This is a genomic window from Mesorhizobium sp. W050 (genome assembly GCF_054719535.1).
On sequence record NZ_JBTTIH010000001.1, the window covers coordinates 5,823,899 to 5,838,982 of the forward strand.

The 15,084-nt window shown below is 63.4% G+C and carries 14 protein-coding genes and 1 tRNA gene; 7 read left to right on the forward strand and 8 right to left on the reverse strand.

The window, feature by feature from the left end; translation table 11 throughout:
- Positions 1-56 precede the first annotated feature (56 nt).
- The 6 genes from ACYG9Y_RS28205 to tkt all read right to left on the reverse strand — a co-directional run bounded on the left by ACYG9Y_RS28205 (position 57) and on the right by tkt (position 8,714).
- A complete protein-coding gene (locus ACYG9Y_RS28205; RefSeq protein ID WP_023737389.1) occupies positions 57-797 on the reverse strand; it encodes a DUF899 domain-containing protein in 741 nt (246 codons plus the stop codon).
- Between the two features lie 172 nt (positions 798-969).
- The gene (locus tag ACYG9Y_RS28210) at positions 970-1,995 is read right to left on the reverse strand and encodes a class I fructose-bisphosphate aldolase (RefSeq protein ID WP_460223145.1); all 1,026 of its coding nucleotides are present in this window, start codon (positions 1,993-1,995) and stop codon (positions 970-972) included.
- A 120-nt stretch (positions 1,996-2,115) separates the two neighbouring features.
- Positions 2,116-3,318 carry a phosphoglycerate kinase gene (locus ACYG9Y_RS28215; RefSeq protein WP_023737391.1) on the reverse strand — a complete coding sequence of 401 codons (1,203 nt, stop codon included), beginning with the start codon at positions 3,316-3,318 and terminating at the stop codon, positions 2,116-2,118.
- A 145-nt stretch (positions 3,319-3,463) separates the two neighbouring features.
- Entirely contained in the window at positions 3,464-5,350 is a 1,887-nt protein-coding gene (locus ACYG9Y_RS28220) for a potassium/proton antiporter (RefSeq protein ID WP_023737392.1), read from the reverse strand.
- 206 nt (positions 5,351-5,556) lie between these two features.
- On the reverse strand, positions 5,557-6,567 hold the full coding sequence (gap, locus tag ACYG9Y_RS28225) for a type I glyceraldehyde-3-phosphate dehydrogenase (RefSeq protein WP_023683984.1): 1,011 nt from the start codon (positions 6,565-6,567) through the stop codon (positions 5,557-5,559).
- 155 nt (positions 6,568-6,722) lie between these two features.
- Positions 6,723-8,714, reverse strand: coding sequence for a transketolase (tkt, locus tag ACYG9Y_RS28230; protein ID WP_023737393.1), 1,992 nt, complete (start codon positions 8,712-8,714; stop codon positions 6,723-6,725).
- 273 nt (positions 8,715-8,987) lie between these two features.
- Here tkt and ACYG9Y_RS28235 point away from each other — a divergent pair, with 273 nt between their 5' ends.
- The 4 genes from ACYG9Y_RS28235 to ACYG9Y_RS28250 all read left to right on the forward strand — a co-directional run bounded on the left by ACYG9Y_RS28235 (position 8,988) and on the right by ACYG9Y_RS28250 (position 11,506).
- On the forward strand, positions 8,988-9,260 hold the full coding sequence (locus ACYG9Y_RS28235) for a DUF4164 domain-containing protein (RefSeq protein ID WP_023670128.1): 273 nt from the start codon (positions 8,988-8,990) through the stop codon (positions 9,258-9,260).
- Positions 9,261-9,272: 12 nt separating this feature from the next.
- The gene (locus ACYG9Y_RS28240; protein ID WP_023670127.1) at positions 9,273-9,638 is read left to right on the forward strand and encodes a cell division protein ZapA; all 366 of its coding nucleotides are present in this window, start codon (positions 9,273-9,275) and stop codon (positions 9,636-9,638) included.
- A 190-nt stretch (positions 9,639-9,828) separates the two neighbouring features.
- On the forward strand, positions 9,829-10,488 hold the full coding sequence (locus ACYG9Y_RS28245) for a peroxiredoxin (RefSeq protein ID WP_023670126.1): 660 nt from the start codon (positions 9,829-9,831) through the stop codon (positions 10,486-10,488).
- Between the two features lie 145 nt (positions 10,489-10,633).
- The gene (locus ACYG9Y_RS28250; RefSeq protein WP_023706285.1) at positions 10,634-11,506 is read left to right on the forward strand and encodes an MBL fold metallo-hydrolase; all 873 of its coding nucleotides are present in this window, start codon (positions 10,634-10,636) and stop codon (positions 11,504-11,506) included.
- A 152-nt stretch (positions 11,507-11,658) separates the two neighbouring features.
- On the opposite strand, the gene rpoH is transcribed toward ACYG9Y_RS28250, so the two are convergent.
- Positions 11,659-12,570 (reverse strand): RNA polymerase sigma factor RpoH, encoded by a 912-nt coding sequence (gene rpoH, locus ACYG9Y_RS28255; RefSeq protein ID WP_023670124.1) that lies wholly within the window; start codon positions 12,568-12,570, stop codon positions 11,659-11,661.
- 188 nt (positions 12,571-12,758) lie between these two features.
- On the reverse strand, positions 12,759-13,817 hold the full coding sequence (locus tag ACYG9Y_RS28260) for an RluA family pseudouridine synthase (protein WP_023706286.1): 1,059 nt from the start codon (positions 13,815-13,817) through the stop codon (positions 12,759-12,761).
- 25 nt (positions 13,818-13,842) lie between these two features.
- Between ACYG9Y_RS28260 and ACYG9Y_RS28265 the strand changes: the two genes are divergently transcribed.
- From ACYG9Y_RS28265 to ACYG9Y_RS28275, 3 genes are all read left to right on the forward strand, one after another.
- Entirely contained in the window at positions 13,843-14,223 is a 381-nt protein-coding gene (locus ACYG9Y_RS28265; RefSeq protein WP_023701325.1) for a hypothetical protein, read from the forward strand.
- A gap of 13 nt (positions 14,224-14,236) precedes the next feature.
- Entirely contained in the window at positions 14,237-14,644 is a 408-nt protein-coding gene (locus ACYG9Y_RS28270; RefSeq protein ID WP_023706287.1) for a VOC family protein, read from the forward strand.
- A 92-nt stretch (positions 14,645-14,736) separates the two neighbouring features.
- A tRNA-Glu gene (locus ACYG9Y_RS28275) sits at positions 14,737-14,811 on the forward strand.
- Positions 14,812-15,084: the final 273 nt, after the last annotated feature.

The window sequence follows — 15,084 nt, forward strand, 5'->3', positions numbered from 1 at the left end:
CCGTTTAGAGATCAGCGGCAGCCTTAGCGCAAGTTTCGCCTGAGGTGAACGAGCTTCTAGTCGCAGCAGTTCGGCTTGTCCGCCTGCTTGTCCTGATATTCGTCATGCAACCGCACCCAGTCCATCAGGCTATGATAAGGGCCATTTTCGCCGCGGCCCTTCGGTGTCATGTCGAGATAGTCGTAAGTGCCGATCTGCGCCTCGCCGCCGCGGGCGCGCGACATAAAGGTAAGGAATATGTCGCCGTTCTCTTCCTTGTAGAAAACACTGGTGCCGGGAAGGTCCTTTGACGTGCGCGGACGCGTCTCGAAATTGTAGGTGGTGTCGCCGCCCGCGATCTGCTTGTCGGTGAAGGAGACCTGCATGTCGAAGTTGAAATCCGAGGCGTAGGACGACACCCAGTCGAATTTCCAGCCCATACGCTGCTTGTAAGGCAGCAGTTCCGCCAGCGGCGCGCGCGCAACCACCACCAGCGACACGTCGTGGTGCCTGAGATGCTGATCGGCGCCGTCTATATGGTCGGCAAGGAAGGAGCAGCCTTCGCAGCGGTGGTTCGATCCTGGCGTCATCATGAAGTGGTAGACGATCAGTTGGCTGTTGGCGCCGAACAGTCCGGCCAGGTTCTTCGGACCCTGCTCGGTCTCGAAGACATAGTCCTTGCGGATTTTCATCCAGGGCAGTTCACGCCGCTCGGCGGCGATGCGCTCACGCAACCGTGTCAATTCCTTCTCGCGCGCCAGATGCGCCTTGTGCGCCTCAAACCAGTCTTCACGCGAAACCACCTTGCTGCGAGTCATGAAGTTCTCCCTGTCTGTTCACCCAAGGACGTTTGGGGTGGGCAGAAACCGACATCGCCGTCAGCTTTTGCCGAAAAGGAGATAAGGATGGACGAACTCCGTCCAAGCCGGGCTTTGCATAAACAAACCCGGGCGCATCGGCCCGGGTTGTATGACAACGGGAGGACTGCGCTCAGGCGGCCTGTTCGAGGCTCGCCGTCCATTGTCCCAGCGCCGCCAGATGGTTCATGTGGGCACGATGGGTGAAGGCGGCCTGGCCGGCGGCGACGTTCGATGCCTTGCCGCTCCAGGCCTTTTGCGGGGCGGCCTGCAAGGCGCGGCCATAGGAGAAGGTCAGCTTCCACGGATGCGGGCCGATGGCGTTGATGGCGTTGAGGTTGGCGGTAGCCTCCTCGTCCGACTGCCCGCCCGAAAGGAAGGCGATGCCCGGCACCGCTGCCGGTACGGTTTCGCGGAACAGTTTTATGGTCTTTTCCGCGACCTCTTCGGGGCTGCTCACCTTGCCCGACTTCCTGCCGGCCAGCACCATGTTCGGCTTCAGGATGGTGCCTCCCAGCAAAACGCGCGCCGCATGCAGCTCGTCATAGAGCTTGATCAGCGTTGCCTTCGAGATGTCGTAGCAGGTGTCGATGTCGTGCGCGCCGTCCATCAGCACTTCCGGTTCGACGATCGGCACGATGCCGGCCTCCTGGCACAGTGCGGCATAGCGGGCCAGCGCATGGGCATTGGAGGCAATCGAATTGGCCGAGGGCACGCCCTTGCCGGTGTCGATGTCGATCACCGCGCGCCATTTGGCAAAGCGGGCGCCGAGTTTGTAGTAGTCAGCGAGCCGCTCGCGCAAGCCGTCGAGGCCTTCGGTGACGGTATCGCCGGGAAAGCCGGCCAGCGGCTTGGCGCCGGTGTCGACCTTGATGCCGGGGATGGCGCCCGCCGCCTTGATGATGTCGACCAGAGGCGTGCCATCGGCAGCCTTCTGACGGATGGTCTCGTCGTAGAGAATGACGCCGGAGATGTACTTCGTCATCGCGTCCTTGGCGCGGAACATCATCTCGCGGTAGTCGCGGCGGCTATCGGCGGTCAATTCGACGCCGATAACGTCGAAGCGCTTCTTGATGGTGCCGGAGCTCTCATCGGCGGCCAGCAGGCCCTTGCCGCCGGCCACCATCGCGGCGGCAATGTCTTCGAGACGTTCGCTCATTTTTCTTCTCCTAAGGGGGTACGTTCCGCGCGTAACGGAAGTCTACCGCCAAAGGAATGGGATCGGAAAGCTCGAATCGATTGAAAGTTCCTCGCGTCCGTTTTTGCGCCCCCGATCCGGTCAGGCTTGTTTCTTCAGCACGTCGACGCCGGGCAGCGGCTTGCCTTCCATCCATTCGAGGAAAGCGCCGCCGGCGGTCGAGACATAGGTGAAGTCGTCGGCGACGCCGGCATGGTTGAGGGCGGCCACCGTATCGCCGCCACCGGCGACCGAGACCAGCTTGCCGGCCCTGGTGCGGGCCGCCGCGTGCCTGGCCGCCGCCACCGTGGCGTGGTCGAAAGGCTCGATCTCGAAGGCGCCGAGCGGGCCGTTCCAGACCAGCGTCGCGGCGCGGTCGATCCATTCACCGATCGTCTTCACGGTCTTTTCGCCGACATCGAGGATCATGCCGTCAGCCGGGACATCCGAAACGGCAACGGTCTCGCTGGCCGCACCCGCCTTGAATTCCTTGGCGACGACACCGTCGACAGGCAGGATGATGGCGCAGCCTGCCTCGGCGGCCTCGATCATGATCTGCTTGGCGGTCGCGGCAAGGTCATGCTCGCACAGCGACTTGCCGACAGCGGTGCCACGCGCGGCGAGAAAAGTGTTGGCCATGCCGCCGCCGATGACCAGCGCGTCGACCTTCTTCACCAGGTTCATCAACAGGTCGATCTTGGTCGACACCTTGGCGCCACCGACAATGGCGACGACAGGGCGGACCGGATTGCCGAGCCCCTTCTCCAGCGCCTCGAGCTCGGCCTGCATGGTGCGGCCGGCATAGGACGGCAACAGCCGCGCCAGGCCTTCGGTCGAGGAGTGCGCCCGGTGGGCGGCGGAAAAGGCGTCGTTGACGAAGATATCGCCATTGGCGGCGAGCCGCTCTGTAAAGGCCGGGTCGTTCTTCTCCTCGGTCTTGTGGAAGCGGGTGTTTTCCAGCAGCAGCACATCGCCCTTGTTCATGGCGGCGACCGCACTGCCCGCCGTGTCGCCGACGCAATCGCCGGCAAAGCCGACCGGGCGGCCAAGCACCTCCGCGGTAGCCTTGGCGATCGGCTCCAGCGAAAATTCGGGCGAGGGACCATCCTTCGGGCGGCCGAAATGCGCGAGCAGTATGACCTTGGCGCCCTTGCCGGACAGCTCGGCGATGGTCGGTGCGATGCGTTCGATGCGGGTGACGTCGGTGACCTTACCGTCGGCGACGGGCACGTTGAGGTCGACGCGCACCAGCACGCGCTTGCCGCTGATATTGCCGATATCGTCGAGTGTCTTGAAGGCGGCCATGCGGGTTCCTTTCCGTGGAAAATCGCCGGGACCATACCTCGCATCGATGACGATGCAAGGCTTGAGCCGGGGTGCGAGCTAAATTTTGAGATCAAGGCGAAGGCTGTCGTGATGATGCGGGACGTCAGCGTGAACCGATCGCTTGTCAGCCTTCTGTCGTTATCTTTTCCGCCGTCGGCTCAAGGGCCTTCTCATTGGCTGTCGCCTCTGCAGTCTGCCTCTCGGTCGGCTTGCGCCAGTTGCGGATGAAGGCGGAGACACGATCGCCGATCTCGCCGGCGCTCAGGAACACCGGAACCCGCGCCACCGGCGCGGTCGGCTCGAAGGAGAGGCCGAGACCGGTGATCTTGCCCTTGTCGTCGACGTCGCGGACGATCAATTCGATCGGGCCGATCAGCACCCGGTCGGCATATTCGGCATGGCCGCCGAGCCTTGCCGTCACCAGCGCGCCGACGGTGAGCTTCTGCTCGGCTTCGCTCAATCCCGGTGTGTATGCGGCCTCGAGCTCTGCGGCCGAGCGGGCGGGATCGACGGCGAAGGCGCCGAAGAAGTCGGCATCCTCGGGGTCGACTACGGCGCGGCTGGCAAACAGCTTGTCAAGCAGGCGCGGATAGCGGTCGGGCACGAAGATATAAACCTGGTCGCCGGCCGCGAGCCGGCCCATGTCCTGGAAACGCATCGAGCGGCCGTCGCGCAGCACCAACGAGGGCCGTGCCCAGCGCGGGATACGCTCGCCGCGCGCCACCGGGCTGCCGGGCGCCACGCGGTAGGCGAGCAGTTCGTGGTGGGCGGAGCCCGGCAGTTCGAGTTCGACCTTGTCGAGCGGCCCGAGCCTCGCCGGCACGATCAGGCCGAGCCGGCGCGCCAGCGGACCGACCGACCAGCCCTGCACCACCAGCGATACCAGCACGATGATGAAGGCGACGTTGAAGATGGTGCGGCCGTTCTCCAGTCCGCCGAGCAGCGGGGTGATGGCAAGCAGGATGGACACGGCGCCGCGCAGGCCGACCCAGGAGACGAAGGCGATCTCGGGACGCGGCAGGCGGAACGGGATAAGGCAGAGCCAGACGGCGACCGGGCGCGCTACAAACATCAGGAACAGGCCGAGCAGCACCGCCGGCACCATGATCGCCGGAAACTGCGAGGGTGTCGCGAACAGGCCGAGGATCAGGAACATGATGATCTGTGCCAGCCACGACATGCCGTCCTGGAAGCGCTTCAGGATGGTGACGGCGCGGATGTCGGAGTTGCCGGCAATCAGCCCGGCGAGATAGACCGCCAGGAAGCCCGAGCCGCCAATGGCGCCGGCCGCGGCGAACACCATCAGCGACAGGGTCAGCACGAAGATCGGCAGCAAGCCATGGTCGAGGTTGAGCCGGTCGACGAGGCGCACGATGCCGAGCCCGCCAAGCACGCCGACGACGGCGCCGAGCCCCATATTGAGCAGGAAGCCGAGGATCAGGTCGGTGACCAGCACATGGGTCTCGGGATTGGCGTGGGCGGCGATGATCTCGACCAGCGTGATGGTCAGGAAGATGGCGATGGGGTCGTTGGTGCCGGATTCGACTTCGAGCGTGGCGCGCACGCGCTCGCGCAGATTGATCTCGCCGGCGCGCAGCAGGAAGAACACCGCAGCCGCGTCGGTCGAGGCGACGGCAGCTCCAAGCAGGAAGGATTCCAGCCAGCTGAGGTCGAGCAGGTAATAGGCGGCGGCGCCGAACAGGCCAGTGGTCAGGATTACGCCGAAGGTCGCCAGCGACAGCGCCGGTCCGGCCGCCTGGCGCAGCGCGTTGAGCGGCGTGCCGAAACCGGAATCGAACAGGATGACCGCCAGCGCCAGCGAGCCGGCAAAATATGCCACGCGCGCATTGTCGAATTCGATGCCGAGACCATCGACGCCGCTGGCGAGGCCGATGCAGAGGAAGAGCAGCAGCAAAGGAGCGCCGAAGCGGAAGGCGATCAGGCTCGAGAACGCTGCGGCGACGACTAGCGCTGTGCCGACCAGCGTGACGAGATAGATCGCATGCTCCATCCGTGATTTGCCCCTCGAATTCCTCTTTCTACCGATTCACGGGAGAGTGGGGCGAAGGCATGGCCGGTGCAAGGCGCAAGGATGGCTTTTTGCCTTATGCCGCTGATTTTCCGGCGTTTGGCGGCTCGGCGCGCCTTGCCCGGCGCGCTGACGAAAAACGCCCGGGCAAAGCCGGGCGTTCGAAGCTGCAAGACGATGCCTTCAGGTCAGGCGATGGTCTTGCCGAAGGCGACCGAGGTGTCGGCCATGCGGTTGGAGAAGCCCCACTCATTGTCGTACCAGGACAGCACCGAAACGAAGTTGCCGTCCATGACCTTGGTCTGGTCGAGCGCCAGGATCGACGAGCGCGGATCGTGGTTGAAGTCGATCGACACATTCGGATGATGGGTGACGCCGAGAATGCCCTTGAGCTTGCCGTTGGAGGCGGCGATCACCGCTTCGTTGATCTCCTGCACGGTGGTGGCGCGCTTGGCGATGAACTTGAAGTCGACAACCGAGACGTTGGGGGTCGGCACGCGGATCGAGATGCCGTCGAGCTTGCCCTTGAGGTCGGGCAGCACCAGGCCGATCGCCTTGGCCGCACCGGTCGAGGTCGGGATCTGCGACAGGGCAGCCGCGCGGCCGCGGTAGAGATCCTTGTGCATGGTGTCCAGCGTCGGCTGGTCGCCGGTGTAGGAGTGGATCGTCGTCATCATGCCCTTTTCGATGCCGACGGTCTCGTGCAGCACTGCGGCCAGCGGCGCCAGGCAGTTGGTGGTGCAGGACGCATTCGAGATGACGATGTGGTCCTTGGTCAGCTTGTCGTGGTTGATGCCGTAGACGACGGTGAGGTCAGCACCTTCGGCAGGCGCGGAGACGACGACGCGCTTGGCGCCGGCGGTCAAATGCGCGGCAGCCTTGTCGCGGGCGGTGAAGATGCCGGTGCATTCGAGCGCGATGTCGATGCCGAGCTCCTTCCACGGCAGCTGCGCCGGGTCCTTGATCGCGGTGACCTTGAAGGTCTCCTTGCCGACGGTGATCTGGTCGCCCGAGACCGACACTTCGTGCGGGAAGCGGCCGTGCACGCTGTCATAGCGCAGCAGATGCGCGTTGGTCTCAACCGGGCCGAGGTCGTTGACGGCGACCACGTCGATGTCCTTGCGGCCGGATTCATGGATGGCGCGCAAGATGTTGCGGCCGATGCGGCCAAATCCGTTGATGGCAACTCTGACGGTCATTTTACTCTCCCTGGGAGCTGGAGGCGGAAGATGGGTCCGCAGCTTCATAGCGGCGGATGGCACAAGAATCCAGCCGCAGAAGGCCGAATTTAAATCGATTAGGTTAGTCCAGCCCCGCGAATCCGCCTTGGAGGTGCGCGGGACTGACCCTGATCTTACTTGCCGTGCAGGCGGGCTTCCGCAGCCTTGGCCGCGGCTTCGGCGGTGATGCCGAAATGCGGGTAGAGCTGCTCGATGGTGCCGGAAGCGCCGAAGCCGGTCATGCCGATGAAGATGCCGTCGGAGCCGATCAGGTGATCCCAGCCCTGGCGGATGCCGGCCTCGATCGCCATCTTGATCGGCGCGTTGCCGATCGTCTCCTTGCGGTAGGCGTCGCTCTGCCGGTCGAACAGTTCGAAGCAAGGCACCGAGACGACGCGGGTCGGGTGCCCATGCTTTTCAAGCAAATCACGGGCGCCGAGCGCGATCTCGACCTCGGAGCCGGTGGCGAAGATCGTCACCGCCGCTTCGCCGCTCGCCGCGGCCAGTTCATAGGCGCCCTGGCTGCTGAGGTTCCTGGCCGAGTGCTCGGTGCGCACCGTCGGCAGGTTCTGGCGGGTCAGCGCCAGGGTGGACGGGGTCTTTTCCGATTCAATGGCAATCTGCCAGCATTCGGCGGTTTCCACCGCGTCGGCCGGACGGAAGACATTGTGGTTGGGGATGGCGCGGAGCGCCGCCAGGTGCTCGACCGGCTGGTGGGTCGGCCCGTCTTCGCCCAGACCGATCGAATCATGGGTCATGACGAAGATCGAGCGGATGCCCATCAGCGACGCCAGCCGCATCGACGGACGGGCATAGTCGGAGAAGCACATGAAGGTGCCACCATAGGCGATGAGGCCGCCATGCAGCGTCAGGCCGTTGAGGGCGGCCGCCATGCCATGCTCGCGGATGCCGTAGTGGACATAGCGCTGGCCGTAATCGTCCGGCGTGATGTTCTTGGTCTGGCTGGTCTTGGTGTTGTTGGAGCCGGTGAGGTCGGCAGAGCCGCCGATGGTTTCCGGCACCGCGCCATTGATGACTTCCAGCGCCATTTCCGACGATTTGCGGGTGGCGACCTTCGGCTTGTCGGCCGACAGCTTCTTCTTGTAGTCGGCAATGACGGCATCGAAATTCGACGGCAGCTTGCCGGCAAGGCGGCGCTCGAACTCGGCCTTCAACTCAGGCTTGGCCTTGGCCAGGCGGCCTTCCCAGTCGGTGCGCGGCTTGACGCCGGCCTTGCCGGCGGTGCGCCAGGCGTCGAGAATGTCGGCCGGAATTTCGAAGGGCGGCGAGTCCCAGTTGAAGAATTTCCGCGCGCCTGCGATCTCGTCGGCGCCGAGCGGCGAACCGTGCGCCTTGTTGGTGCCGGCCTTGGTCGGGGCGCCGAAGCCGATGGTCGTCTTGCAGGCAATCATCGTCGGCTTGTCGGAATGGCGGGCGGCTTCGATGGCGTAGGCGATTGCCTCGGGGTCGGTGCCGTCAATGTGGCTGGCGTTCCAGCCCGAGGCCTGGAAGCGGGCGACCTGGTCGGTGTTGTCTGCAAGCGAAACCGGACCGTCGATCGAGATGTTGTTGTTGTCCCAGAAGACGATCAGCTTGTTGAGCTTGAGGTGCCCGGCCAGCGCGATGGCTTCCTGCGAAACCCCTTCCATCAGGCAGCCGTCGCCGGCCAGGACATAGGTGTAGTGGTCGACGAGGTCATTGCCGAAGGCGGCGTTCATGATGCGCTCGCCGAGCGCGAAGCCGACCGAATTGGCGAGACCCTGGCCGAGCGGGCCGGTCGTCGTCTCGATGCCGGTGGCATGGCCGTATTCGGGATGGCCGGCAGTCTTGGAACCCAGCTGGCGGAAATGCTTGATCTGGTCGAGGGTCATGTCCTCGTAACCGGTCAGATGCAGCAGCGAGTAGAGCAGCATAGAACCGTGGCCGGCCGACAGGATGAAGCGGTCTCGGTCCGGCCAATGGGGGTTCTTCGGATCATATTTCAGAAAGCGGGTGAACAGCACTGTGGCGATGTCGGCGCAGCCCATGGGCAGGCCGGGATGGCCGGACTGGGACTTCTCGACGGCGTCCATGGAGAGAAAACGGATCGCATTGGCCATCCGGTCATGTTGTTCACGCGACGTCATGGTACCTCCGGGGTGGGGATTTGTGGGCTTGGCAGAGCCCAGGAAAGAGTGCGCGACACATAGCAGCCACGGGCTTTTAGTCAACAAATCGGCTGCACATTTGCCGGTCTTGTGATGGCTTTGAGACCTTATGGGGCGACCTACATTAGCGTTAGCGGGGGACAGTCGCGAGAGCTTTGTTGACGTTGCCTTCACCCGGTGCCTAATGTTTCCTTGTTAACGCGTTCTGAACGCGAAGCGATTCGGTGATGGGCAGGGCACAGGACGAAGGCCATGACCGGCGAAACCACACTCAAGGAAGTCATCCACAGGCTGGGCAAGGCCATCGAGGGGCTGGAAAACGCCGTCGCGGCCAAGCTCGAGCACGAGCGCGACTATTCCGAAGCCGAGGCTGAGGTGCAGCGCATGAACGCCGACCGTTCACGGCTGGCGCAGGAACTCGACAATTCCGAAGCCCGCGCCGAACGGCTGGAAGATGCCAACAAGGAAGTGTCGCGCCGCTTGGTGACCGCCATGGAAACCATCCGCGCGGTGCTGGACAGGTAGGAGCTGCAGGCCATGGCACAGGTCACGGTTTCCATCGACGGCAAGCAGTATCGCATGGCTTGCGACGAGGGTCAGGAAGAGCACCTGATCGACCTCGCCGAGCGGTTCGACCGTTATGTCTCGCATCTGAAGGATTCGTTCGGCGAGATCGGCGACCAGCGGCTGACGGTGATGGCCGGCATCATGGTGATGGACGAGCTTTCGGAGCTGCAGAAGCGGGTCAAGGGCATGGAGACCGAAGTGCAGACGCTGCGCAAGACGCGCGACGAAGCGCTGACCAAGGCCGACAAGAACGACACCGTGCTGACCAGCGCGCTCGGCGCGCTCGCCCAGCGCATGGAAGACCTGGCCACGTCGCTGGCGGTCAACAAGGCCTGAGCCTTTCCCGCACAAACGAAAGATTGTCGGCCCAACGTCGGTCCGTAGAACGAAAGTGCTCGTTCCGTCGCCAATAATAGTTTCCTATTGTCCTGCAGCCGCGATTTTTGCGCTAAGATGCGGGAATGCCGGAGCGTTGACGCCGTCCACGGCCGCTCCTGACGAAATCTGTTGCTGGGGAAATAATGCCATGAGCCTTCGTATCAACGACATCGCGCCTGACTTCACCGCCGAGACCACGCAAGGGCCGATCAAGTTTCATGACTGGATCGGCGACGGCTGGGCGATCCTGTTCAGCCATCCGAAGAATTTCACCCCGGTCTGCACCACCGAGCTGGGCACGATGGCGGGGCTCGAAGGCGAGTTCAAGAAGCGCAACGTCAAGGTCATCGGCATTTCCGTCGATCCCGTTGCGAGCCACGACAAGTGGCAGGCCGACATCAAGACGGCGACCGGCCAGACGGTGAACTACCCGCTGATTGGCGACAAGGACCTCAAGGTGGCCAAGCTTTATGACATGCTGCCGGCGGGCGCCGGCGAGACGTCGGAAGGCCGCACGCCGGCCGACAACGCCACGGTGCGCTCGGTCTATGTCATCGGGCCGGACAAGAAGATCAAGCTGGTGCTGACTTACCCAATGACGACGGGCCGCAACTTCGACGAGATCCTGCGCGCGGTCGATTCCATGCAGCTGACGGCCAAGCACCAGGTGGCGACGCCGGCCAACTGGAAGCAGGGCGAGGATGTGATCATCACCGCCGCGGTTTCGAACGAAGATGCGGTCAAGCGTTTTGGCGCTTTCGAGACGATCCTGCCCTATCTCAGGAAGACCAAGCAGCCGTCAGCCTAGGTTTTCTCCGTCGGAGCTATTTGGGGCTTCAGTCCTATTTGTGGCAAGGCGTGCTTGACCGGCGCGCTTTGCCAGATGACCATGCTCTTGTTCAACCCGACGGAGAAAACGGTTCCTGTCGGGCAAGGGGCAGGGGGGCCGGACATTGGACATCGCTTCGGCCAAACCTGAGGTCGCCGGCTTCTACGACAAGCCGACCGGCGCCATCCAGTATGTCGTCACCGACCCGGTGACGAGACGCTGCGCCGTCATCGACCCGATCCTCGATTTTGACGAAAAATCCGGCGCGACGGCGACGAAGAATGCCGACGCCTTGCTGGATTTCGTCCGGGCAAACGGGCTGGAGCTCGAGTGGATTCTGGACACCCATCCGCATGCCGATCATTTCTCGGCGGCGCACTATCTCAAGGAAAGGACCGGCGCGCCGACGGCGATCGGCGACAGGATCGTCGAAGTCCAGGCGCTGTGGAAGGCGATCTACAACTGGCCGGATTTCCCCGCCGACGGCTCGCAGTGGGACCGGCTGTTTGGGGAAGGCGAAACGTTCATGATCGGCAACCTTCCGGTCAAGGTGCTGTTCTCGCCCGGCCACACGCTGGCCTCGATCACCTATGTCATTGGCGACGCAGCCTTCGTCCACGACACGCTGTTCATGCCCGACAGCGGCTCGGCAAGGACGGACTTTCCCGGCGGCAGTGCCGCGCGGCTGTGGCATTCGATCCAGGGCATTCTGGCGCTGCCGGACGAAGCGCGGGTGTTTGTCGGCCACGACTATCAGGCCGGCGGCCGCGAGCCGTGCTGGGAGAGCACGGTCGCCGAGCAGAGGGCAAAGAATATCCACCTCGTTGCGGCGCGCAGCGAAGCCGAGTTCGTCGACTTGCGCGAAGCGCGCGACAAGACACTGCCGATGCCGCGGCTGATCCTGCATGCGCTGCAGGTCAACATGAATGGTGGACGGCTGCCGGAACCGGAGGCCAATGGGAGGCGGTATCTGAAGTTTCCGCTTGATGGGCTTTGAGAGGGCAGTTGGCGAAGCTGCCGATCTCCCCCGCAAGGGGGGAGATTGGATGTCAAGAATGCTTTCGCCAATCGCCAGCGTAAGCGTAAGACATAAAAAAAGGCGGCGCCGGTTTCCCGACGCCGCCTTCTGTTCCTTAGCCGAACCCAGCTTTACGCCGCGGGCTGCGCCTCGATCGTGCGCAGGGCCTGCATCTGGCGCTTGGCGGCGGCCTTGACCGCGTCCTGCACCTTTTCGAAGGCGCGCACCTCGATCTGGCGCACGCGCTCGCGGCTGATGTCGAACTCGGACGACAGTTCTTCCAGCGTCAGCGGCTCCTCGGCGAGGCGGCGGGCCTCGAAGATGCGCCGCTCACGATCATTGAGCACGGCCAGAGCGCCCGACAGCATGCCGCGGCGGTTTTCCAGCTCGTCCTGCTCGATCAGCATGTCTTCCTGGCTTTCGTGGTCATCGACCAGCCAGTCCTGCCATTCGCCGGATTCACCTTCGCTGGCGCGGATCGGCGCGTTCAGCGACGCGTCGCCGGACAGGCGGCGGTTCATCGACACGACTTCAGCTTCCGACACGTTCAGCCGGGTGGCGATCTCGGTGATCTGGTCGGGCTTGAGGTCGCCATCGTCCAGCGCCTGGATCTTGCCCTTCACCTTGCGCAGGTTGAAGAACAGGCGCTTCTGATTGGCGGTCGTGCCCATCTTGACCAGGCTCCACGAGCGCAGGATGTACTCCTGGATCGAGGCCTTGATCCACCACATGGCGTAGGTCGCGAGGCGGAAGCCACGCTCGGGTTCGAATTTCTTGACGGCCTGCATCAGGCCGACATTGCCTTCCGAGATCACTTCGCCGATCGGCAGGCCGTAGCCGCGATAGCCCATGGCGATCTTGGCGACGAGCCGAAGATGGCTGGTGACGAGCTTGTGCGCAGCGGAAGTGTCTTCATGCTCGGCGTAGCGCTTGGCGAGCATGTACTCTTCCTGCGGCTGAAGCATGGGAAAGCGGCGGATTTCTTCCAGGTAGCGGCTGAGGCCGCCTTCGCCGGAAACAATACTGGGTAGTGACTGGGCCATGATTGCGCCCCCTCTCTATTGGAGTGATGCCCCCGAAACGCGGCGGGCATGTGACGCGAGCACCAAAAGGCTCGCCCGCGGCAACTGATTTATATAGGAACAAAACCAGAAAAGACAGGCATTTGTTCAACACGAAACAGTGTGTCACGCTGAAGTGAACAATGCCGCTCAGGTTTTAGCTGGCTGGTTCAGAGCTTGCGGAAGCCGCCGACGAGTTCCTCCATGTCCCCCGGTATCGGCGCCTCGAACCTCATCGATAAATGGGTAGCCGGGTGCCGAAATGCAAGGAGCCAGGCATGCAAAGCTTGCCTGGAAAATGCCTTGACCTGGGTTTTCAGCGGCTCGGGCAGCCGGTTGGCCTTGGTGCGGAAGGCCTGGCCGTAATCCGGGTCGCCGATGACGGGGTGGCCGATATGAGCCATGTGGACGCGGATCTGGTGGGTGCGGCCGGTTTCCAGCCGGCATTCGACCAGGCTGGCGGCGGCGAACGGCTGCTGGTTTTCGCCGAAACGCTCCTTGACGGTGAAATGGGTCACGGCGTGGCGGGCGTCGTCACGGCCTTCCGACACGACGGCGCGGCGCACGCGGTCGGCGGCACGGCCAAGCGGCGCGTCGACCGTTCCGGTCGGCCGCGACGGGATTCCCCAGACCAGCGCCAGATAAGCACGTTCGAGGTCGCCGGTGCGGCCGTGGTCGGCAAAGGCCTCCGACAGCGCCTTGTGGGCGCGGTCGGTCTTGGCCACCACCATGACGCCGCTGGTTTCCTTGTCCAGCCGATGGACGATGCCCGGCCGCCTGACGCCGCCAATGCCTGAAAGACTGTCGCCGCAGTGGTGGATCAGGGCATTGACCAACGTGCCGGTCCAGTTGCCGGCGCCGGGATGGACGACGAGGCCGGCCGGCTTGTTGATGACGATCAGCTCGTCGTCCTCATAAAGCACGTCGAGCACGATGGCCTCGCCTTGCGGTTCGGCCGGTTCCGGCTCGGGCATGACGACCGATACGCGCTCGCCGGCACTCATCTTGCGCTTGGTCTCGTCGACCGGCTTGCCGTCGATCGAAACGGCACCTTGCCGGATCAGCATCTGCACCCGGCTGCGCGACATGTCGGGACCAAGGGCGCTCGCCAGCCACTGGTCGAGGCGCTGGCCGGCCGCTTCCGCGCCGGCTTCGAGCACGGTTGGCGCCGCCTCTATGAATTGTCCAGCCTCTATCAATTCAGGGGTCTCTTCGCTATGAGCGCTCATCGAAAAAAGTTCCGGAAGTTCTGCCATGGCCCGGCCCGTTGCCGATGAAGAAGAAAAGCCGCTCGATCCCGAGATCGAAAAGGTGCGCGGCAGGCTCATCCGTTTCATGGCCATCAATCTCGGCCTGCTTTTGCTGGCCCTTATGGTGGTGATCGCGGCCATTGTCTACAAATCGCGCAAAGCGCCGCCCGCGAACCCGCCGCTCGCCAACGACATTCCAGTTCCGCCCGGCGAGCCGCTCGCGGCCGACATAGTGCTCCCGGTCGGAGCCAAGGTGATCAGCCAGGCTCTGTCGGGCAATCGCATTTCGATCGACGCCGAGATCAGCGACGGCAGCCGCACCATCTTCGTCTACGACATCGCCGAGCGCCGTATCATCGGCCGCTTCGCCATACGCAACAAATGAGCGGGCCGAAACAATGACCGGGTTTGCCGACCATCGCCGCATAGCAACCGTTACGCTCGTCGTCGCCGACTATGACGAGGCGATCGCCTGGTATGTCGGCAAGCTTGGCTTTGTCCTCTGCGACGACATCGAGCTCGGCGACGGCAAGCGCTGGGTGACGGTAACGCCGGCGGTCGGGCAAGGGCCCCGGCTGCTTCTGGCGGAAGCATTGGACGATGTGCAGAAGAGCCGCGTCGGCGACCAGACCGGAGGCCGCGTGGTTTTGTTTCTCGAAACCGATGATTTTGACAGTGACCATGCGACCATGCTGGAAAACGGCGTCGACTTCCACGAAACGCCACGCCATGAGCCCTACGGTACCGTGGCGGTTTTCGCCGATCTCTACGGCAATCTGTGGGACCTGATCGAGCCGAAACGCTAGGTTCGCGAAGCGACATTACACAGAAGCGGTCCGGCCGTTCCAAGCCCAGTTGCTTTTTCCAAACCGTCAGCCTATATCGCCGGTTCTTGAACGCGCCCATCGTCTAGCGGTCAGGACACCGCCCTCTCACGGCGGGAACAGGGGTTCGATTCCCCTTGGGCGTACCAAGCAACGACTTTCCTTCCGCATCATCGAAAATTTCGGGCAGCAGCCGCGCGGATCGCGTGTGACCGCGAGGGTCGGCGCATCAGCGAAATTCGGCAAGTCCGCGCACCCGAATACACCCAATTTAAGTCAGGCCGCGACGCTTGAAAGCGTAGCGATCTCTGTTACTTGCGGTGCGGGGATAGCATCTGCGGCAACGCGGATTTGGTTTGGCATAGCAGGCATGAATTCGGCAAAAATGATATGCCCGTGCTGTCACGGCAGCGGGCAGGTTT

Coding starts and splice junctions, on each gene's coding strand:
- ACYG9Y_RS28205 (WP_023737389.1), bottom strand. CDS start 797: ATGACTCGCAGCAAGGTGGTTTCGCGTGAAGACTGGTTTGAGGCGCAC.
- ACYG9Y_RS28210 (WP_460223145.1), bottom strand. CDS start 1,995: ATGAGCGAACGTCTCGAAGACATTGCCGCCGCGATGGTGGCCGGCGGC.
- ACYG9Y_RS28215 (WP_023737391.1), bottom strand. CDS start 3,318: ATGGCCGCCTTCAAGACACTCGACGATATCGGCAATATCAGCGGCAAG.
- ACYG9Y_RS28220 (WP_023737392.1), bottom strand. CDS start 5,350: ATGGAGCATGCGATCTATCTCGTCACGCTGGTCGGCACAGCGCTAGTC.
- gap (WP_023683984.1), bottom strand. CDS start 6,567: ATGACCGTCAGAGTTGCCATCAACGGATTTGGCCGCATCGGCCGCAAC.
- tkt (WP_023737393.1), bottom strand. CDS start 8,714: ATGACGTCGCGTGAACAACATGACCGGATGGCCAATGCGATCCGTTTT.
- ACYG9Y_RS28235 (WP_023670128.1), top strand. CDS start 8,988: ATGACCGGCGAAACCACACTCAAGGAAGTCATCCACAGGCTGGGCAAG.
- ACYG9Y_RS28240 (WP_023670127.1), top strand. CDS start 9,273: ATGGCACAGGTCACGGTTTCCATCGACGGCAAGCAGTATCGCATGGCT.
- ACYG9Y_RS28245 (WP_023670126.1), top strand. CDS start 9,829: ATGAGCCTTCGTATCAACGACATCGCGCCTGACTTCACCGCCGAGACC.
- rpoH (WP_023670124.1), bottom strand. CDS start 12,570: ATGGCCCAGTCACTACCCAGTATTGTTTCCGGCGAAGGCGGCCTCAGC.
- ACYG9Y_RS28260 (WP_023706286.1), bottom strand. CDS start 13,817: ATGAGCGCTCATAGCGAAGAGACCCCTGAATTGATAGAGGCTGGACAA.
- ACYG9Y_RS28265 (WP_023701325.1), top strand. CDS start 13,843: ATGGCCCGGCCCGTTGCCGATGAAGAAGAAAAGCCGCTCGATCCCGAG.
- ACYG9Y_RS28270 (WP_023706287.1), top strand. CDS start 14,237: ATGACCGGGTTTGCCGACCATCGCCGCATAGCAACCGTTACGCTCGTC.